Annotated in this window: 19 protein-coding genes; 12 read left to right on the forward strand and 7 right to left on the reverse strand. The window is 67.7% G+C overall.

Annotation, left to right across the window (positions count from 1 at the left end):
* The first annotated feature begins 29 nt into the window (after nucleotides 1–29).
* The 7 genes from motA (at nucleotide 30) to AC07XS_RS01365 (ending at nucleotide 8,569) form a co-directional block, all read left to right on the forward strand.
* Nucleotides 30–896: a flagellar motor stator protein MotA gene (motA, locus tag AC07XS_RS01335; RefSeq protein WP_054766474.1), complete on the forward strand. Its 867-nt coding sequence runs from the start codon at nucleotides 30–32 to the stop codon at nucleotides 894–896.
* 137 nt (nucleotides 897–1,033) lie between these two features.
* A complete protein-coding gene (locus AC07XS_RS01340; RefSeq protein ID WP_182713288.1) occupies nucleotides 1,034–1,348 on the forward strand; it encodes a hypothetical protein in 315 nt (104 codons plus the stop codon).
* A 78-nt stretch (nucleotides 1,349–1,426) separates the two neighbouring features.
* On the forward strand, nucleotides 1,427–3,214 hold the full coding sequence (gene mnmC2, locus AC07XS_RS01345) for a tRNA (5-methylaminomethyl-2-thiouridine)(34)-methyltransferase MnmC2 (protein WP_182713287.1): 1,788 nt from the start codon (nucleotides 1,427–1,429) through the stop codon (nucleotides 3,212–3,214).
* Between the two features lie 67 nt (nucleotides 3,215–3,281).
* Nucleotides 3,282–3,701 carry a DUF6491 family protein gene (locus AC07XS_RS01350; protein ID WP_054766477.1) on the forward strand — a complete coding sequence of 140 codons (420 nt, stop codon included), beginning with the start codon at nucleotides 3,282–3,284 and terminating at the stop codon, nucleotides 3,699–3,701.
* A 66-nt stretch (nucleotides 3,702–3,767) separates the two neighbouring features.
* Entirely contained in the window at nucleotides 3,768–4,211 is a 444-nt protein-coding gene (locus tag AC07XS_RS01355; protein ID WP_321207936.1) for a hypothetical protein, read from the forward strand.
* Nucleotides 4,212–4,350: 139 nt separating this feature from the next.
* The gene (locus AC07XS_RS01360) at nucleotides 4,351–6,864 is read left to right on the forward strand and encodes a TonB-dependent receptor (RefSeq protein WP_182713286.1); all 2,514 of its coding nucleotides are present in this window, start codon (nucleotides 4,351–4,353) and stop codon (nucleotides 6,862–6,864) included.
* A gap of 10 nt (nucleotides 6,865–6,874) precedes the next feature.
* Nucleotides 6,875–8,569, forward strand: a complete 1,695-nt coding sequence (locus AC07XS_RS01365; RefSeq protein ID WP_182713285.1) for an alkaline phosphatase D family protein — start codon at nucleotides 6,875–6,877, stop codon at nucleotides 8,567–8,569.
* Here the strand turns inward: AC07XS_RS01365 and AC07XS_RS01370 are convergent.
* The 7 genes from AC07XS_RS01370 to AC07XS_RS01400 form a co-directional block, all read right to left on the reverse strand.
* Complete coding sequence (locus AC07XS_RS01370) at nucleotides 8,553–9,797, reverse strand: MFS transporter (protein ID WP_182713284.1); 1,245 nt, start codon at nucleotides 9,795–9,797, stop codon at nucleotides 8,553–8,555. The genes AC07XS_RS01365 and AC07XS_RS01370 overlap by 17 nt on opposite strands.
* A gap of 11 nt (nucleotides 9,798–9,808) precedes the next feature.
* Entirely contained in the window at nucleotides 9,809–11,719 is a 1,911-nt protein-coding gene (dxs, locus tag AC07XS_RS01375) for a 1-deoxy-D-xylulose-5-phosphate synthase (protein ID WP_494732644.1), read from the reverse strand.
* 60 nt (nucleotides 11,720–11,779) lie between these two features.
* Complete coding sequence (locus AC07XS_RS01380) at nucleotides 11,780–12,655, reverse strand: polyprenyl synthetase family protein (protein ID WP_152951165.1); 876 nt, start codon at nucleotides 12,653–12,655, stop codon at nucleotides 11,780–11,782.
* A gap of 79 nt (nucleotides 12,656–12,734) precedes the next feature.
* Nucleotides 12,735–12,986: an exodeoxyribonuclease VII small subunit gene (locus AC07XS_RS01385; RefSeq protein WP_054766482.1), complete on the reverse strand. Its 252-nt coding sequence runs from the start codon at nucleotides 12,984–12,986 to the stop codon at nucleotides 12,735–12,737.
* A 48-nt stretch (nucleotides 12,987–13,034) separates the two neighbouring features.
* Entirely contained in the window at nucleotides 13,035–13,697 is a 663-nt protein-coding gene (locus AC07XS_RS01390; protein WP_182713283.1) for a histidine phosphatase family protein, read from the reverse strand.
* 41 nt (nucleotides 13,698–13,738) lie between these two features.
* Nucleotides 13,739–13,978: a hypothetical protein gene (locus AC07XS_RS01395; RefSeq protein ID WP_321207934.1), complete on the reverse strand. Its 240-nt coding sequence runs from the start codon at nucleotides 13,976–13,978 to the stop codon at nucleotides 13,739–13,741.
* The gene (locus tag AC07XS_RS01400) at nucleotides 13,975–14,340 is read right to left on the reverse strand and encodes a winged helix-turn-helix transcriptional regulator (protein ID WP_191554408.1); all 366 of its coding nucleotides are present in this window, start codon (nucleotides 14,338–14,340) and stop codon (nucleotides 13,975–13,977) included. Before AC07XS_RS01400 ends, AC07XS_RS01395 begins: the two co-directional genes overlap by 4 nt.
* Before the next feature lie 91 nt (nucleotides 14,341–14,431).
* On the opposite strand from AC07XS_RS01400, the gene AC07XS_RS01405 reads away from it, so the two are divergent.
* The 5 genes from AC07XS_RS01405 to AC07XS_RS01425 are packed head-to-tail and all read left to right on the forward strand — an operon-like array spanning nucleotide 14,432 to nucleotide 18,433.
* The gene (locus AC07XS_RS01405; RefSeq protein WP_182713282.1) at nucleotides 14,432–15,430 is read left to right on the forward strand and encodes a zinc-binding alcohol dehydrogenase family protein; all 999 of its coding nucleotides are present in this window, start codon (nucleotides 14,432–14,434) and stop codon (nucleotides 15,428–15,430) included.
* Nucleotides 15,431–15,446: 16 nt separating this feature from the next.
* Complete coding sequence (locus AC07XS_RS01410) at nucleotides 15,447–15,974, forward strand: GNAT family N-acetyltransferase (protein WP_182713281.1); 528 nt, start codon at nucleotides 15,447–15,449, stop codon at nucleotides 15,972–15,974.
* Nucleotides 15,975–16,022: 48 nt separating this feature from the next.
* Nucleotides 16,023–16,691: a hypothetical protein gene (locus tag AC07XS_RS01415; RefSeq protein ID WP_152950845.1), complete on the forward strand. Its 669-nt coding sequence runs from the start codon at nucleotides 16,023–16,025 to the stop codon at nucleotides 16,689–16,691.
* A gap of 28 nt (nucleotides 16,692–16,719) precedes the next feature.
* The gene (locus AC07XS_RS01420; RefSeq protein ID WP_182713280.1) at nucleotides 16,720–17,898 is read left to right on the forward strand and encodes a vWA domain-containing protein; all 1,179 of its coding nucleotides are present in this window, start codon (nucleotides 16,720–16,722) and stop codon (nucleotides 17,896–17,898) included.
* Nucleotides 17,899–17,950: 52 nt separating this feature from the next.
* Nucleotides 17,951–18,433: a hypothetical protein gene (locus tag AC07XS_RS01425; RefSeq protein WP_182713279.1), complete on the forward strand. Its 483-nt coding sequence runs from the start codon at nucleotides 17,951–17,953 to the stop codon at nucleotides 18,431–18,433.
* The last annotated feature ends 33 nt before the right edge of the window (nucleotides 18,434–18,466 follow it).

An 18,466-nucleotide genomic window follows, 5' to 3' on the forward strand; every position in this document is an offset into this window, starting at 1 on the left:
CGCCTCTCCGTCTAGGATGTCGCGTCCCCATGTTTCAGATCATCGGCATTGTGCTGCTGTTCGGCCTCGTCTTCGGCAGCTACGCCATCTCCGGCGGCAAGTTCGAAGTCATCATCCACGCCGCCCCGCACGAACTGATGGCCATCGGGGGGGCCGGCATCGCCGCCTTCCTGATCTCCAACTCCCTGCCCGTGATCAAGGGGTCGATGGGCGGCCTGGGCAAGACCTTCGCCGGACCGAAATGGAAGAAGCAGGACTATAAGGACCTCTTGTCCCTGCTGTTCCAGCTGACCAAGACGATGAAGTCCAAGGGCGTGGTGGCCCTGGAAAGCCACATCGAAAAGCCCAAGGAATCGACGATTTTCCAAAAGTACCCCAAGGTGCTGAAGGATCACTTCGCCGTCGACTTCATCTGCGACACCCTGCGGATGATGACGATGAACCTGGAAGATCCGCACCAGGTCGAAGACGCGATGGAAAAACAGCTCGAGAAGCACCACCACGAGCATCTGGAAAACGCCCACGCCCTGCAGAACCTAGCCGACGGCCTGCCCGCCCTCGGAATCGTGGCCGCCGTGCTGGGCGTCATCAAGACCATGGGTTCGATCACCGAACCGCCCGAGGTGCTGGGCACCATGATCGGCGGGGCCCTGGTCGGCACCTTCATGGGCGTGTTCCTGGCCTATGGTCTGGTCGGTCCGTTCGCCGCGCGCCTGACGGCCATCATCAACGAAGAAGCGGCCTATTATAAGATCATCCAGTCGGTCCTGGTGGCCCACCTGCACGGCAATGCGGCCCAGATCTCGGCCGAGATCGGCCGGGGCGACATCCCCTCCTCCCTCCAGCCGTCCTTCAGCGAGATGGAAGAAACGCTGAACAACGTGTCGAACGACTGAACCGGAACACGCCCCAGGCCGGGGTGTTTTCGTCCTGATCTGCGCCGTCGCGATCGCCGCTTGCCCCGGCCTTTGCGGCGGCGCTATCGTTTCGGGCAAGGCCTCAGACCTTGCGAACCGCCTTCTGGAGGATTGTCATGCGCATCACCGCCCTCATCGCCGCCTCGGCCGCCGCCCTCGCCATCGCCGCCTGTTCCAAGGCCCCCGAGGAAAAGGCCGAGGAGGCCGCCAGCGACGCGGTCGAAGCCGCCGGGACCGCAGCCGACGCCGCCCTGACCGCGGACCAGGCCGCCGCCGCCGCCGCCGCCGCCGCCAATGAGGCGGCCCAGGACGCCGACGCCGCGAACGCGGCCACGACGCCGACCGAAACCCCGCCCGCCGACGCCGCCCATTCGGAAGCGGCCAAGCCGGCCGAGCCGGCGCACGACGCCGGTCACGACGCCGGCCATTAAGGTCCAGACCCCGTCTGAAAGGCCGCTCCGTTCGGGGCGGCCTTTTTCGTTGCGACCGTCCGGGTGTACAGCCGCGCCATGAGTTCCCCCCCTACGTCCCAAGACGCCTCCCCCCGACTGACCTGGACCGAAGAGGGCGAGCCGCGCTCGGGCCGGTTCGGCGACGTCTATTTTTCGCGCGACGACGGTCTGGCGGAAAGCCGCGCGGTCTTTCTCCAGGGATGCGATCTGCCGGCCGCCTGGGCCGGACGCCGGGGGTTCGCCGTGGCGGAACTTGGTTTCGGCACGGGGTTGAACATCGTCGCCTTGCTGGACCTGTGGCGACGGACGCGGCCTGAGGGCGCACGGCTGAACGTCTTTTCGGTCGAGGGTTTTCCCCTGACCGTCGAGGAAGCCCGTCGCGCCCTGAGCAACTGGCCGGAACTGGCCGAGCCGGCCGAGGCCCTGCTTGAGGCCTGGCCGGAGGCGACGCCCGGCTTCCACCGGGTCGATCTGCCGGGGTTTGACGCCGTGCTTGATCTCGCCGTCGGCGACGTAGGCTGGGCGCTGGATCAATGGAGCGGGACCGCCGACGCCTGGTTCCTGGACGGCTTTTCGCCCGCCCTGAACCCCGACATGTGGTCGCCGCAGGTCCTGGACCGGATCGCAGAACGATCCGCGCCCGACGCCCGTCTCGCCACCTTCACGGTCGCCGGCGCCGTGCGACGGGGATTGAGCGAGCGAGGCTTCGTGGTCGACAAGCGGCCGGGGCATGGGCGCAAGCGCGAACGGCTGGAGGCGCGACGGCCGGGGCCGCCACAGGCCGAACACCGACCCCAGGTCGCGATCGTCGGGGCGGGCATAGCCGGCGCCTCGGTCGCGCGCGCCCTGGCGGCCGCGGGGCTGACGGCGGTGGTGATCGAGGCCGATCGGCCGGGCGCAGGCGGTTCGGGCTTCCCCGCCGGCCTGGCGACGCCGCGCCTGGATGCGGGAGACGCGGCCATCGCCGGCCTCTACGCCCAGGCGCTGGAACGGGCGCGACATCTGTACGACGCCACGCCGGGCGCCGTCCTGGGCCGAGGGGTGCTGCAACTGCCCCAGGCCGAGAGAGACCGGGCGGAGAGAGACCGGGCCCGCTTCGCCAAGATCGCCGACCAGCCCCTGTGGCGCGAGGGGGCCATGACGGTGATCGACGCCGCTGCGGCCGAACACCGTCTGGGCGAGGCCCAGGCCGACGGCGGTCTGATGATGGCCGACGCCCGCGTGGTTCGCCCCGCCGCCATTCTGGAGGCCTGGCTGGAAGGGACCCCCGTCCTGTCCGCCTCCGTGGCAAGCATCCGGCGCGCGGGCGACCGCTGGGACCTGCTGGACGCCCAGGGTCGGATCATCGTCACGGCCGACGCCGTCGTGGCGACGGCCGGCTGGGGGGTCGAGGCCCTGCTGGAGACCGGCGTCCTGTCGCCTGTCAGAGGTCAGGCGGACTGGCGCGACGGTCCATCGGTCGAGGGAACGGCCTGGGGCGGCTATGTCGCGCCCACTGTGGGCGGCCTGCTGTACGGCGCGACCCACACACGCGGAGACGTGGACCTGACCCCGCGCGACGCGGACAGCCGCCAAAACCTTGAGACATTGAAGGCCCGTCTGCCGCAACTGGCCGCGCGACTGTCGCAAGAGGGCGGGCGGCGCGTCGCCGTGCGCGCCACGACCCGCGACCGCCTGCCCGTCGCGGGTCTGAGGAGCGACGGCCTCCATATTCTGTCGGGTCTGGGATCGCGCGGCTTCTGCATCGCGCCCCTGCTGGGCGAACATGTCGCGGCCTTGATCGCCGGCCAGCCCTCGCCCCTCCCCGCAAGCCTGGCGGAACGGGTGTCGCCGGATCGCTTCTGAACCGCGCCTGCCGACGGACTTAACGAGACGGATCGTGTATCGTGGCGCCAAGCTGAAAGGATACGCCATGCGCTTTACGCTGATCGCCCCCGCCCTCGCCTGCCTGCTGACCGGCGCCGCCTTGACGGGTTGCGCCGCCCCTGGCCCGCAGAAGACCCTCGCCGAGACCGGCTCCGAGGCGGCGCGCTGCTTCCGCACCGATCAGGTCCGAAACTTCCGCGCCGAGCGGCCGGCGAACCTCTATGTGCGCTCGGTCCGCGGCGACGTGTTCGAGATCAACACCAGCGGCGGCTGCTGGGATCTGGATTCGGCGATCTCCATCGCCATCACGCCCACGGCGGGCGTGTCCGAAAACGTCTGTGTCGGCGATCCGGTCAACATCCTGGTCCCCAGCGCCACGCCGGGCAACCGGACCTGCCGCGCCTTCATCACCCGTTCCCTGACCGAGGCGGAGGTCGAGGCCCTGCCTGAACGGGTCCGCCCCTGACGCGACGTCGCGGCCGCTTGAAATTGGACGATCACGGGTATCAAATCGCCTCTTCTTGGGGAGGATATGATGCGCGGAATCGCCACATTCGCACTGATCGCCGGCCTGACTCTGACGGCCCAATCCGCTGCGGCCGAAAGCTGGAGCCGTTTTTCGGCGACGGATCGGATCGCCTATCTGGTCGATCTGGACCAGTTGAACGCCGTGGACGGCGTGGTCGCCGCCCGCTTCGCCCGCGTGCCGTCTCAGGGCGATGCGGCGGATCAAAGCCATGAGATCGAAGAAGTTTCGATCCGCTGTTCGGACGGCCAGTCGCGCACGACGACGAACGTGACCATCGGGGCCGACGGGGCGGAGACCGACCGCTATTCCGAGGAGACGCCGTGGGAGGCGACGCCCGCCGGCGGGATTTACGGCGCCCTGAAAAGCTTCGCCTGCGACAGCATGCGGCCCCGGGGGGATACCTGGCCGACCATCGCCGCCTTCATCGCCTCTGGACGCGGCGGCTGACAAGCGGCGCGAAAGCCTCCGCCCACGGCGGATTTGTCGTCAATCTTCAAGCCTAGCGTCATGCAGACGGCACGCTTTCGTCGTCCACACGACATCGCGCCCCGCTACTGAACGCCATTCAGCCAAGTTGGGGATAAAGATGGCGAACGAACTGAAGACGCGGCTGATGGCCGCGGCCGCCCTGAGCGGCGTCCTGGCCATGGCCCAGGCGGCCCAGGCGCAGAGCCAAGAGGCCGGACCGACCGATCTGGACGAGATCGTCGTCACGGCCCAGCTGCGCGAACAGAAGACCATCGAGGTTCCGTTCGCCCTGACCGCCTATTCCGGCCAGTTCCTGGAAGACCTGGGCATTCAGGAGTTCGAACAGCTGTCGGCCTTCGTGCCGGGCTTCCTGGTGCAGAACCAGTCGCCGAACAACCCCGGCTTCGTGATGCGCGGCATCACCTCCGACTCGGGCGCCGCCACGGCCGAGCCCCGCGTCTCGGTGTTCCAGGACGGCGTGTCGATCTCCAAGTCGCGCGGCTCCTATGTCGAGCTGTTCGACCTGGCGCGCGTCGAAGTGGCCAAGGGCCCGCAATCGACCCTGTACGGCCGCGGCGCCCTGATCGGGGCGGTCAATCTGGTGCAGAACCGCGCCCAGCCCGGCCAGACCGATGCCTACGCCAATATCGAGGCGGGCAATGAAGACTATCGCATGGTCGAGGGCGCGGTGAACCTTCCGGTCGGCGAGACCGCCGGCCTGCGCCTGGCGACCCGTCTGAAGACCCGCGGCGGTTCGGTCGAGAACCTGCGGGGCGGCGACGATTTCAACGGCATCGAAACCAAGGCCGTTCGCCTGTCCGGCGCCTGGGCCCCGTCCGACGCCCTGCGTTTCGACGTGATCGGCAACTATCAGAACGACCACGCCTCGGGCACCTCGTTCAAGTCGATCGCCTATGCGCCGGCCGACCCGAACACGGGCGCCGTCCTGGGCGGCAAGGAGCCCTGGGAAGGCGCGGCCCTGACGCGCGGCGGCGCCTTCGACGGCGGCAAGGACCTGGGGCTGGACCGCGAAGTCTGGGGCGTGACCGGTCTGGCCCGGATCAATCTGAACGCCGCCTGGACCCTGAATTCGACCACCGCCTATCGCGAGTTCGACAACTACGAAACCTTCGACGCCGACGGCGTCTCCCTGCCCGTCCTGACGGCGGCGGAAGAGACCCATGGCGAACAATGGAGCCAGGATCTGCGCGTCGGCTTCGACAACGGCGGTCGCCTGACCGGCTTTGTCGGCGCCGGCTGGTTCCACGAAGAAGGCTATCAGCGCACCCCGGCCCAGTTCGACGAACGCCTGGCCCTGGCCCAGCTGGCCGGTCTGCTGGACGGTTCGCCGACGACGGTCGGCGACCGCACCCTGCCGCTCGCCGCCTATCCCACCGTGGCGCGCGGCGCCCTGGCCGCCCTGTTGACGCCCCTGGGCGCGGGCGCCCTGGCCACGCCGATCGCCGCCAATCTTGACCCGGCCCATATCGAGACCTCGACCAACCGGTCGGAGCTGACCTCCTATGACGTCTTCGGCGACGTCACCTACGCCTTCACCGACCGGTTCGAGATGTCGGCGGGCCTGCGTTACACCCGCGACGACAAGACCACCGGCTACGCCAGTTCGGTGGAGCGCCGTTCGGCCCTGGGCGCTCTTCTGGGTCTTCAGACCGGCGCCGTTCCCGCCGCCCAGGTTCCCAGCTTCCTGGCGGCCCTGGCCAATCCGAGCTTCGCCGTCCTGCCCGCCGGCCTCTTCCCGCTGTTCGGTCTGACCGCCCAGCCGACGACCAACAACGGCGACTTCTCCTACTTCGACTCGGAAGACGACGGCCTGACCTGGCGCCTCACGGCCCGCTATGAACTGACCGACGAGACCAATCTGTACGCCAACTACGCCCGCGGTCGTCGCCCGGAAGTCATCAGCGCCTCGGGGCCGTCCGCGCCCAGCGGCGCGGCGCGCTTCACCCCGGTCGATGCGGAAACCGTGGACAGCTATGAGGTCGGCGCCAAGTCGGCCCTGCTGGACGGCCGCCTGCGCGTCGACGGCGCGGTCTTCCTGTACAACTACGAAAACTTCCAAACGACGATTCAGCAAGGCACGCAGTTCATTACGACGAACGCGGGCGAGGCCAAGTCTTACGGCTTCGAGGGTCAGGCGAACTTCGCCGTGGCCTCGACCTTGGACCTGTTCGCCACCTACGCCTACAACCACTCGCGCTTCGAGAACGGCATCTACGACGGCAACCAGTTCCGCCTGTCGCCTGACCACGCCGCCTCGATCGGCGCGACCTGGCGCCTGCCGACGACGGGCGGCGAGATCGAGGTCCAGCCGACCTACACCTGGCAGTCCAAGGTCTTCTTCAGCGACGACAACGACATCCCCGCCCTGCAAACGCAGAACTTCGTCGCGGACCTGATCCAGGACGAATATCAGGACGCCTATGGCCTGCTGAACATTCGGGTCCGCTATACGCCGGAAGGCGGAAACTGGGGCCTCGAAGCCTTCGGCGAAAACGTCCTGGACGAGAAGTACATCAAGGACGCCGGCAACACCGGCGACGCCCTGGGCATGCCGACCTTCATCGCCGGTCGTCCGGCGGCCTATGGTCTGGTGTTCAAGCTGAAGCTGTAAGGATCGAACGATGAAACTGGATCGCCGCAGCCTTCTAGGTCTGTTGGGCGCGGGGGCGGCGACGCCCGCCGTCGCCCAGGCCGCCCATGCCGGTCAGGTCGCCTTCCTGCACGGCGTGGCGAGCGGCGATCCCGATCATCATTCGGCCGTCTTCTGGACCCGCGTCACCCCGGCCGATCCGTCGGCCGGGGATATCCCGGTCGTTCTGGAAGTGGCCAAGGACGCCGAATTCACCGACATGGTGCGCCGCACCGCCGACCTGACCGCCCGGGCCGAGCGCGACTTCACCGTCAAACACGATCTGCATGGGCGCGGCCTGGAGCCCGGCCATGAGTATTTCTACCGGTTCATCGCCCGCGGCGTGACCTCGCCCGTCGGTCGGGTCCGCACCCTTCCTCTGGGCGCCACGCCCCAGGTGAACCTCGCCGTGGTGTCGTGCCAGCTGTATCCGGGCGGCCTGTTCAACGCCTATGAGGCCATCTCCCAGTTGGATCGACTGGACGCCGTCGTCCACCTCGGCGACTACATCTATGAATACGGCGCCGCTCCGAACGACTACGGCATGAATACCGGTGCGCCGCTGGGCCGGTCGCCCCTGCCGCCGCATGAGATCGTTAGCCTGGCCGACTATCGAACGCGCCACGCCCAGTACAAGACCGATCCCGACCTTCAGGCCGCCCACGCCCGCGCCGCCTTCATCTGCGTCTGGGACGACCACGAGGTCGCCAACGACACCTGGATGCGAGGCGCCGAGAACCATCAGCCCGCGACCGAAGGCGACTTCGCCGCGCGCAAGGCGGCGGCTCTACGGGCCTATTTCGAATGGATGCCGATCCGCGAAGCCCGCCCCGGGACCATGAAGGAGGCGATCAACCGCAGCTTCCACTTCGGCGACCTGGCCAGCCTGCATATGGTCGAGACCCGGCTGCTGGCCCGCGTCGAACAGATGGAGTTCGCCGACATTCCCAAGACCGCCGACGGGCGGCCGGACCTCGACGCCTTCGAGGCCCAGCGCCAGGACCCGTCGCGCGATCTGCTGGGCGAGCCCCAGCGCCGCTGGCTGGGCGAGGCCATGCGCCAGTCCAAGGCCGCCGGCCGGCCGTGGCAGATCCTGGGTAATCAGGTCATTATGGCCCGGGTCAAGGGGCCGAACATCGAACAGATGGTGCCCCCCGCCCAGCTGGCCCAGATGGTCTCCGGCCTGCCCGACGACGTCCGCCCCCAGGTCGAGACCGCCATCCAGCTGTTCAGACTGGGCCTGCCGTTCAACCTGGACAGCTGGGACGGCTATCCGGCCGGACGCGAGCGTCTGTACGAGACCATGAAACAGGCGGGGGTCGAGCCCATCGTCCTGGCCGGCGACAGCCACGCCTTCTGGGTCAATGAACTGTATGACAACGGCGGAGAGCGCCGGGCGGTCGAGTTCGGAACCTCGGCCATTTCCAGCCCCTCGCCCGGCGACCATGTCGGCGGCTTGCCGCTGGGCCTGGCGCTGCAAGCCGCCAATCCCGAGGTCAAGTTCTGCGACCAGTCGGCCAAGGGCTATGTGCTGCTGACCCTGGAGCGGGATCAGGCCGTCGGCGAACTGCGCACCGTCTCCACCATCCTGGCCAAGCCGTATGAGAACCGGACGCTGAAACGCTATCGTCTGGCGCGGACTGAGACGGGCCTGGGGCCGTTGGAAGACGTCACCGCACCCGCCTGATCGCCGCCACCGCAAGGGCAGCTCCCAAGAAACACAGGGCGGCGGCCACGAACAGGCTGCGCAAACCCAGATCCAGCCGCTCCAACAGGACCAGGGCGATCAAGGGGGCGATCGCCTGGGGCAGGGTCACGGCCAGGTTGATCAGCCCCAGATCCTTGCCCCGATCCTGGGCCGAGGGAAGGACGTCAGTCATCAAGGCGATATCGACGGCGCCGTAGCAGCCTTGGCCCAGGCCATAGAGGGCGAAGGCGATCAGGACCAGGGTCCAGTCCGGGGTCGCCGCCATGACGGCCGCTGCGATCGTCAACAGGACCGCCCCCGTCACCCCCAGGGGCTTTCGCCGCGTCACACGCGACCCGTTGACGGCGACCACGGCGCTGACCGCGACCACCCCGACCACGGCGATGGCGGTGACAAGGGAATGACCCGCCTCAGCCGTCCGGCCGGGGAACAGCCGAGCAAAGCCGATGGCGTCGGCGATGTAGAAGAGCAGATAAAAGGCCACCAGCGAATAGCCGGTGACGACCAGGAAACGATAGGACCAGGCCAGGCTGAAGTCGCGGGTTGCAAAGGGCCTGAGCAGGCTCGCCAGGGAGAAGCCCGAAAACACCGGGCGGACCTGCGCCGACGGCGGCGGGTCTTCGCGCGACAGCAGGGCGAAGGGCACGGTGGCCGCCGCGACGACGGCGGCCAGGACCGCCAGCCGCGCCGCCTCGCCCTGCGGTCCCCAGGCCATGACCACCGACCCGATCATGGCGGCCAGAGGATAGCCCATGCCCATGACGGCCGACATGGCGCTGCGCCGGTTTTCCGGCACCCGATCAGCGAAGAGGGCCAGGAGCGGCGCCAGCAGGATGTTGAACGCCAGTTGAAACCCGACGAGCGCCAGAACAAAGCCGACGGGCGTCGATGCGCGATGAAGGCCGGCGTAGCTGGCGATCGTCAGCACCGCGCCGACGATGATCCAGGGCCGTCTGCGCCCGTGTCTGGACCGGGTGCGGTCGCTGAGGGCGCCGCCGATGATGTTGCCGACCCCGGCCGCCATACAGCCCCAGAACAGGGCCTGACTGAGCAGGGGGCCTTTGGCCTCGCCGCCGATAAGCTCGGCGTGGAGAGGCGCAAGCACCTGAAGCAGGGGCGCCACGCCGATGAAGCCGCCGATATAGGCGACGGCGTAGCCGACGAGGAAGGCCGGCCCGGCCGGCCGGGTTGGAACGCCGGCGGCCACGGGCGCGGGCGTCAGGCGCGAACGGCCCGCGCCGCCGCAAGCCTCAGCGCCTGGACGGCGGCGGCGGCGATATGGTCGGCGTTCAGCCCGGCCTGGGCGTACATGGCCGCCGGCGTGTCCTGGTCCTGGAAGACGTCGGGCAGGTTCAGGGTGCGGATCTTCAGCCCGCGATCCAGAGCGCCCTTCTCCGCCAGAAGTTGCAGGACGAAGGCGCCGAAGCCGCCCATGGCCCCCTCCTCCACCGTGATCAGGGCCTCGTGCTCGCGGGCCAGGCGCAGGATCAGATCGGCGTCCAGCGGCTTGGCGAAGCGGGCGTCGGCGACGGTGGCGGACACGCCCCGCGCCGCCAGCAGATCGGCCGCCTTCAGCGATTCCTGAAGTCGGGTGCCCAGGGACAGGATGGCGACGGTGGTCCCCTCGCGCACGATCCGGCCGCGGCCGATCTCGAACGGGGCGGCCAGTTCCGGAATCTCCACGCCCACGCCGTCGCCGCGCGGATAGCGGAAGGCGCTGGGGCGGTCGTCGATGGCCAGGCTGGTCGAGATCATGCCCGCCAGTTCGGCCTCGTCTGCGGCGGCCATCAGCACCATGCCAGGCAGGGCCCCCATGAAGCCGATGTCGAACGATCCGGCGTGGGTCGCCCCGTCGGCGCCGACCAGTCCGGCCCGGTCCATGGCGAACCGCACCGGCAGCGACTGGATCGCCACGTCATGGACCACCTGGTCGTAGCCGCGCTGGAGGAAGGTGGAATAGATGGCGCAGACCGGCTTCATCCCGTTGGCGGCCAGGCCGGCGGCGAAGGTGACGGCGTGCTGTTCGGCGATGCCGACGTCATAGGTGCGGTCGGGGAAGGCCTGGCCGAACAGGTCCAGCCCCGTGCCCGAGGGCATGGCGGCGGTGATGGCGACGATCGACGGATCGGCCTTGGCGTGTTTGATCAGTTCGGTCCCGAACACCTTGGTGTAGCTGGGCGCGTTGGAGACGGCCTTGGTCTGTTTGCCCGAGACCACGTCGAACTTGACCACGGCATGGAGTTTGTCGGCGCTGCTCTCGGCGGGGGCGTAGCCCTTGCCCTTCTGCGTCACGACATGGACCAGAACCGGCCGGTCCTCGATCGCCGCCGCCTTCTTCAGGATCGGGACCAGGTTCTCCATGTCGTGGCCGTCAATGGGGCCGACATAGTAGAAACCCAGCTCTTCGAAGAATGTGCCGCCCGTCACCATCCCACGGGCGTATTCCTCGGCCTTCTTGGCGGCGTTGCGGAACGGACGCGGCAGGTGCTGGGCGAACGAACGGCCCAGGCGGCGAACGTTCTGATAGGCGCCGCCGGACACTAGGCCAGCCAGATAGGCGCTCATGCCGCCCACCGGCGGGGCGATCGACATGTCGTTGTCGTTCAGTATGACCATCAGCTGGCCGCTGGTGGCCTCGGCCGCATTGTTCATCGCCTCATAGGCCATGCCGGCGGACATGGAGCCGTCGCCGATGACGGCGACCACCTTGTTCTTCTCGCCCTTCTGGTCGCGCGCGGCGGCGAAGCCGAGGGCGGCGCTGATCGAGGTCGAGGCGTGGGCGGCGCCGAAGGGATCGTATTCGCTCTCGCTGCGCTTGGTGAAGCCGGACAGGCCGCCGCCCTGGCGTAGGGTGCGGATCCGGTCGCGACGTCCGGTCAGGATCTTGTGCGGATAGCACTGATGACCGACGTCCCAGATCAGAATGTCCTTCGGCGTCTCGAACACATGGTGAAGCGCCGTGGTCAGCTCGACCACCCCAAGGCCCGCGCCCAGGTGGCCGCCCGTGACCGAAACCGCGTCGATGGTTTCCGCCCGCACTTCTTCCGCCAGTTGCTTGAGCTGGGCGATGTCGAAGCCCCGCATGTCGGCGGGAAACTTGACGGTGTCGAGGAGCGGGGTGTCGGGCATCAGCCGGGAAAACCTTGGAAGTCTGATCAATCAACCCGCGAGGGCGGTCGACGTTTCGTATCAGGACCGGCGCCTTAGCACAAAGTCCACGCTCGCCTTGAGGATTTCCGCCTCATCGCCAAAGGACTCCAGATGGGCGCGGGCCTGATCGGACAACAGCGCGACCCTCTGTCGCGCCTCGTCCAGCCCCAGCAGGGTGACGAAATTGGTCTTGCCCAAGGCCGCGTCCTTGCCGCCGGCGGCCTTGCCCATTTCTTCGGCCGAACCCTCGGCGTCCAGAATATCGTCGACGATCTGATAGGCCAGGCCGACGTCGTGGGCGAAGCTGATCAGGGCGTGCTGATGCTGGGCCGAAGCCTCGGCGATGATCAGCGGAATTTCGAAGGCGTAGGCGAACAGGGCGCCCGTCTTGAGCCGCTGCATCCGGGCGACCCCGCCCAGGTCGTCGCGAACCCCCAGGAGGTCGATCATCTGGCCGCCCGCCATGCCCCGCGCGCCCGAGGCCAGCGACAGCCGCGCCGCCAGCTCGCAGCGGACGGCGGGATCGTCGTGGGTGTCCTCGTGCAGAATGATGTCGAAGGCCGCCGTCTGAAGCGCGTCGCCGGCCAGGACCGCCGTGGCCTCGTCATAGGCGCGGTGGACGGTCGGGCGGCCGCGCCGCATGTCGTCGTCGTCCATACAGGGCAGGTCGTCGTGGACCAGGCTGTAGGCATGGACGCATTCCAGGGCGCAGGCGGCGCGCAGCACCGACCGCGCGTCGATGTCGAACAGCCGCGCCGCCTCAAGGGCGAAGAAGGGCCGCAGCCGTTTCCCCGGTCCCAGGGCCGCATAGCGCATGGCCTCGGTCAGGCGGGATTCCGGCCCTTCGGCGCGCGGCAACAGCTCATCCAGCGCCACCGTCACCAGATCGGCGACCTCGGCGACCCGGTCGATCACGGCCTGCTCGGGCGAATTGGCGGCGATGACCCGGTTCAAGACGATCGACCGCCCTTGGCCGCAAGAGGACGATGCGGCCTCATTCGAACGACGCCGCCTCGACGCCCTTGGCCTGGCCGTCCGGCCCGACCACGATCTTTTCGACCCGCAGCTGGGCCGCCTTCAGACGCGCTTCGCAATGGGCCTTCAGCCGGGCCCCCTCTTCGTACAGGGCGATGGATTCCTCCAGCGGCGCCTGGCCGGATTCCAGGCGCGAGACGATGGTCTCCAGACGCTGAAGCGCGTCTTCGAAGCTGAGGTCGGCGGGAATGGCGGGTGCGGCGTCGGTCATGGCGCGCGACCCTAAAGACCCGGTCGCCCCGCATCAACGGTTATGCGGCTAGCGTTTTTCGTAACGGCGTTGCGACCAGTATTTGAAGCCCTGGTTATGCACCAGTTTCCACCCGTCGGCCTTCAGACGCGCGCCGACCATATGGTTGAAATAGCCGTGGGCGAAGACCAGGACGTCCTGGCCGGTTTCGGCGCGGGCGATCAGCTTCTGGGCGGCCTGTTCGGCGCGGACCTCCGCCTCGGCCCGGGTCTCCTGGCCGCCGTGATGATCGAAGGCGTGCCACCAGAAGCGCGACACCACCCCCCACCATTTCGGCGACAGCTTGATCCAGTCGGGAATGGGCGGCGGCGGCAGGGGCGCCTCGATGAACATGACGTCCGACATCACTTCCCGCCCGGCGACGACCGCGGCGGCCGTCTCCTGGGCCCTCTGGCGGGTGGAGGCGTAGATGGCGCCGGCGCCCTGGGCGGCGGCGACCAGTTCGGGCGGCGGCGTCTGGCCCGCCAGCAGACCGCCGACCTCGTACTTCGCCCACCAGTCCCCGTACTCACGCGCGGTGATAAGGCACTTGCGCGACAGGGCGGGTTCGCCGTGGCGCGTCAGGATGATGGCGCCGGGCCGCACGCCGCTCGCAGCAGGCGCGCCAACAGAGCCGCCCACCTGAACGGCGGTCTCTTCAGTCGAATCGAGGGACAGGGCGGGGGCTGACATGGCGATGGGACGAAGCTTAAGGTTTCAAGGCCTTATACGTCCTAATCCTCCCCGAGCGCGGCGACGTGTGCGACCGCGGAGCGGCCTAGTCCTTCAAGGTCGTAACCGCCCTCGAGCGCGGACACAACCTTGCCCGAACAGGTCCGGCGCGCGTTTCCCCGAACCGCGCAGGTCGCCCAGGCGAAATCCTCGCCTTCCAGTGACTGGTGGGCCAAGGGATCGCGCACCGCATGGGGGGCGACCGGCGCATGGGCCGGCGTCGAGGGCGGAAGGCCGCTCATGTCTCAGCCTCCATGCGCAGATGAGCCTCGCCCCAGGCGCGCAGGGCGAGGATGACCGGAGACAGCGTCCGACCCGCCTCGGTCAGGCGGTAATCGACGCGGGGCGGAACCTGAGCATAGACCGTCCGATGCACCAGTCCCGCCGCCTCCAGCTCGCGCAACTGCTTTGTCAGCATCCGCTGAGTGACGCCGGGAAGATGACGTTTCACCTGACTGAACCGCAAGGGGCCGTCGAGCAGATGATAGACGATCACCCCCTTCCACTTGCCGCCGATCAGGTTGAGGGCGGCGTCGACGACGCATTCACCCGGCCGTACGTTTCGAGGCGGCGCCACGAAGGTTTCGGAAAAGACGGTATCCATTCGGGTACTACATACAGAAAAATGCCGTTCTTGCGCCGAATGTAGCTGAAGGCGATGTGGGACGCGACGACACAAGCCAAGGAGCATTGTCATGAAGGCCATCGGCACGACCGGCCCCCGCCCCGTTTCGGACCCCGCCGCCCTGATCGCGTTCGAGGCCGCCGAGCCGGACCTGCGCCCGCGGGATCTGCTTGTTGCGGTCAAGGCCGTCAGCCTGAACCCCGTGGATACAAAGGTGCGCAGCAGTCGGCAGCCGGACCAGCCCAGCATCCTGGGCTACGACGCCGCAGGCGTGGTGATCGGCGTCGGGGCGGAGGTCAGCCTGTTCAAGGTCGGAGACGAGGTCTTCTACGCCGGTCAGATCGACCGCCCCGGCTCGAACGCGGAGCGTCAGGCGGTGGACGAACGGATCGTGGGTCGCAAGCCGCAGTCCCTGACCTATGCCGAGGCCGCCGCCCTGCCCCTGACCGCCGTCACCGCTTGGGAACTGCTGTTCGACCGGATGAAGGCCGACCGGGACGAGGACGAGAGCCTGCTGATCGTCGGCGGCGCCGGCGGGGTCGGGTCCATCCTGATCCAGATCGCCAAGACCATGACGAAACTGCGTGTCGTCGCCACCGCGTCTCGCCCTGAGACCCGTCAATGGTGCCTGGACCAGGGGGCGGACGCCGTCATCGACCATTCCCGCCCCATCGACGAAGCCCTGACGGAAGCCGGCGAACGGGCGCCGAAATATATCGCATCCCTGACCCACACGGCCGGCCATTTCGAGGCCCTGGCCCGCGCCGTGGCGCCCCAGGGGGTCATCGGCGCCATTGACGACTTCAAGGGTCTGCCGGTCGAACTGCTGAAGCAGAAGGCGGCCGGTTTCGTGTGGGAGTTCATGTTCACCCGGCCGGTCCACCAGACCCCCGACATGATCCGGCAGCACGAAATCCTGAACGCCGTGTCGGAGGCGGTCGACGCCGGCGCCATCCGCACCACCCTGACCCGCAACCTGGGCCGGCTTTCGGTCGAGACCCTTCTAGACGGGCATCGCCAGTTGGAAAGCGGCTCGACGATCGGCAAGGTCGCGCTGGACGGCTTCTGAGGCTAAGGGGCGGGTCATGACCGAGATCCTGATCCGCACCCCCCGCCCTGGAGACGCCGAAGCCCTGGGCGTCCTGGGGCGTCGGACCTTCGTCGAGACCTTCGTGACCGGCTTCGGCATTCCCTATCCCGAGGCGGACCTCACGGCCTTTCTGGACGCCAGTTTCGATCCCGAGCCGACGCGGAAAAAGCTCGCCGAACCCAACGCAGCCTGGTGGGTGGCCGAGCGGGACGGCGAACTGCTGGCCTTCGCCAACGCCGGCCCCAACGGCCTGCCCCATCCGGAGGCGCGCCCGGACCATATGGAGCTGCGCCGCCTGTATGTATCCAAGGCCGCCCAGGGTCTGGGCCTGGGCACGAAGCTGCTGACCCTGTCGCTGGACTGGATGGAGGCCCACACCCAGGGGCCGCTCTGGATCGGCGTCTGGAGCGGCAACGAGAAGGCCCAGCGCCTGTACGCCGCCTATGGGTTCGAGAAGGCGGGCGAATATGAATACCCGGTCGGCGCCTGGCGCGACCACGAGTTCATCTTGCGGCGCGGATAGACGTTCGGCGAGCTGCGTGCTTTTCTTAAAAAAAGGGAGGAGTTCACGGTGTCAAACCGCGTCGCTGCAATTGCGCTATTGCTGGCTGCCTATTCTACAGCAGCCCATACTCAAGACACGGCGCCTGACAACAAACCGCCGAATGTTGAGGAGATCGCCACCGCCCGATCCTACGCCGACCAGTTGATCGCCTCGGCCAATGCGGCACGCTATTTCGAGAATATCACCACCGACGCTACCCCCACGGTCCGTCACAAAGCCAGCGGCATGGTGTGCGCCTTCTCAGACCCGGAATACGACAAGATCACCATCTACCCCGCTGCAGCCTCGATTGGGGAAGGTGAGGACGTGGGATGCAACACGCGCCTGCTGGAAGTTAACTTCACTAGCTACGCCACACGCTATGCGCGATACTTCAGCGAGGAAGCCATAATTCAAGACACAATGAACGCGATTGTGCAGCGATGGCCGGATGCAAAGCCCCACGCCGAGGGGCTGATTACAGCCACCATCAACGATGCCCCGGCCCAGCGCGTCGCCGGCTATGATATCAAGATCGACGGTCGTCCCATGCTCACACTCGTTCTGGTGACCCATCAAGGCGAATGGAGTTTCAAGGGGCGTGTGACGGGACCGTCAGAAGGCGATACGCCCACAAACCTCGTGGGCGCGATCATGTTCTCGCGCAGCCTCCCGACAGAGAAAGTCGCTCCCTAAAGCTTCGGCTTTGCGGCATTAAGAGCCCATGCTCCTGCCCTTCTTCACCGCCCTGCGCGACGCCAAGGTTCCGGTGTCGATGAAGGAATGGCTCCATCTGATGGAGGCCATGGATCACGATCTGGCGGGCCGCGAGGTCGAGACCTTCTACCACCTGTCGCGCGCGGTGCTGGTCAAGGACGAGAAACACTATGACCGGTTCGACCAGGTGTTCGGGACCGTGTTCAAGGGCGTCGAATCTGTCGGCGCGGGCGAAGATCTGACGACCGACATCCCCGAGGACTGGCTGCGGCTGCTGAACGAGAAATATCTGACCGACGAGGAAAAGGCCCAGATCGAGGCGCTCGGTGGGTTCGACAGGCTGATGGAGACGCTGAAACAGCGGCTGGAGGAGCAGAAGGAACGCCATTCCGGCGGCTCAAAATGGATCGGCACGGGCGGGACCAGCCCCTTCGGTCACGGCGGCTATAATCCGGAAGGCGTGCGGATCGGCGGACCCGGACGACATGGCCGGGCGGTCAAGGTGTGGGAGAAGCGCGAGTTCAAGAACCTGGACGACACGGTCGAACTGGGCACGCGCAACATCAAGGTTGCCTTGCGTCGCCTGCGCCGGTTCGCGCGCGAAGGGGCGGCGGAAGAGCTGGACATCGACGGCACCATCGACGGCACGGCCCGCCAGGGCTGGCTGGACATCCAGATGCGGCCCGAGCGGCGCAACACGATCAAGGTGCTGCTGTTCCTGGACATCGGCGGATCGATGGACGGCCATATCAAGCTGGTGGAGGAGCTGTTCTCGGCCGTCCGGACCGAGTTCAAGAACCTGGAGTTCTTCTACTTCCACAACTGCCTGTACGAAGGCGTCTGGAAAGACAACCGGCGGCGTCACACCGAGCGGATCGCCACCTGGGACCTGCTGCACAAATACCCCGGCGACTGGCGCGCCATCTTCGTCGGCGATGCGACCATGAGCCCCTATGAGATCACCATGCCCGGCGGTTCGGTCGAACACTGGAACGAGGAGGCCGGGGCGGTGTGGATGAAGCGGGCCCGTCAGCAGTGGGACAAGTCGGTCTGGCTGAACCCGGTGCAGGAACGGTATTGGAGCTACACCGCCTCGGTCGGCCTGTTGCGGGAGCTGATGGATGACCGAATGTTCCCCCTGACGCTGGAAGGGCTCGACAAGGCGATGCGGGCGCTGACAAGGTAGGTTTCGCGTCCGGGGCGAAACCGCCCTGGCGACAGTGCAAAGAGGCCTGAGAATGCTCGTCGCCTTCGCCCTGCTGCTTCTGGCCCAACAGGCCGCTCCGACCGTGGTGTGGGAGGCGCCGCCCGCCGCCGAAGCCCCGCCGCCGCGTCCCGCCCACAATGTTCCGGAATGGGGTCTCGCCGATCCGTTCGGCTATGAGCGGGCGCGGTGCAGCCCGCAGCTGCGCGGCGCGAGATCGCTGGAAGTCTGTCAGGCCGAGGTTCGCGCCCAGCTGGCCCTGGCTCTGGGGCCGGATCTGCCCGACGCCCTGCGCCCTGAGGGGATGGCGGGCGACTGCCAGATGGCCCAGGCGGCCCAGGGCGGCTCGTCCTACGGCCTGCAGTGCGGCCCCCAGTCGCGGGCGCCGACCGACTCTCCCCGGCCCAAGGAGGTGGATTGCCGCCCCCGTCCCGAACGGGGCGGCTTCAGCTCGGAATGCCGACCGGTTGGGGCGCCCCAGGACAAGGGGCTGACGCTGAAGCTATGGGGTGACTGACCCGAACGAAAACGCCGCCCGCGACTGCGGACG

Source organism: Brevundimonas sp. GW456-12-10-14-LB3, assembly GCF_059424365.1.

Coding starts and splice junctions, on each gene's coding strand:
- AC07XS_RS01365 (WP_182713285.1), top strand. CDS start 6,875: ATGAAACTGGATCGCCGCAGCCTTCTAGGTCTGTTGGGCGCGGGGGCG.
- motA (WP_054766474.1), top strand. CDS start 30: ATGTTTCAGATCATCGGCATTGTGCTGCTGTTCGGCCTCGTCTTCGGC.
- AC07XS_RS01350 (WP_054766477.1), top strand. CDS start 3,282: ATGCGCTTTACGCTGATCGCCCCCGCCCTCGCCTGCCTGCTGACCGGC.
- mnmC2 (WP_182713287.1), top strand. CDS start 1,427: ATGAGTTCCCCCCCTACGTCCCAAGACGCCTCCCCCCGACTGACCTGG.
- AC07XS_RS01395 (WP_321207934.1), bottom strand. CDS start 13,978: ATGAGCGGCCTTCCGCCCTCGACGCCGGCCCATGCGCCGGTCGCCCCC.
- AC07XS_RS01355 (WP_321207936.1), top strand. CDS start 3,768: ATGATGCGCGGAATCGCCACATTCGCACTGATCGCCGGCCTGACTCTG.
- dxs (WP_494732644.1), bottom strand. CDS start 11,719: ATGCCCGACACCCCGCTCCTCGACACCGTCAAGTTTCCCGCCGACATG.
- AC07XS_RS01360 (WP_182713286.1), top strand. CDS start 4,351: ATGGCGAACGAACTGAAGACGCGGCTGATGGCCGCGGCCGCCCTGAGC.
- AC07XS_RS01340 (WP_182713288.1), top strand. CDS start 1,034: ATGCGCATCACCGCCCTCATCGCCGCCTCGGCCGCCGCCCTCGCCATC.
- AC07XS_RS01420 (WP_182713280.1), top strand. CDS start 16,720: ATGCTCCTGCCCTTCTTCACCGCCCTGCGCGACGCCAAGGTTCCGGTG.
- AC07XS_RS01410 (WP_182713281.1), top strand. CDS start 15,447: ATGACCGAGATCCTGATCCGCACCCCCCGCCCTGGAGACGCCGAAGCC.
- AC07XS_RS01390 (WP_182713283.1), bottom strand. CDS start 13,697: ATGTCAGCCCCCGCCCTGTCCCTCGATTCGACTGAAGAGACCGCCGTT.
- AC07XS_RS01405 (WP_182713282.1), top strand. CDS start 14,432: ATGAAGGCCATCGGCACGACCGGCCCCCGCCCCGTTTCGGACCCCGCC.
- AC07XS_RS01385 (WP_054766482.1), bottom strand. CDS start 12,986: ATGACCGACGCCGCACCCGCCATTCCCGCCGACCTCAGCTTCGAAGAC.
- AC07XS_RS01400 (WP_191554408.1), bottom strand. CDS start 14,340: ATGGATACCGTCTTTTCCGAAACCTTCGTGGCGCCGCCTCGAAACGTA.
- AC07XS_RS01425 (WP_182713279.1), top strand. CDS start 17,951: ATGCTCGTCGCCTTCGCCCTGCTGCTTCTGGCCCAACAGGCCGCTCCG.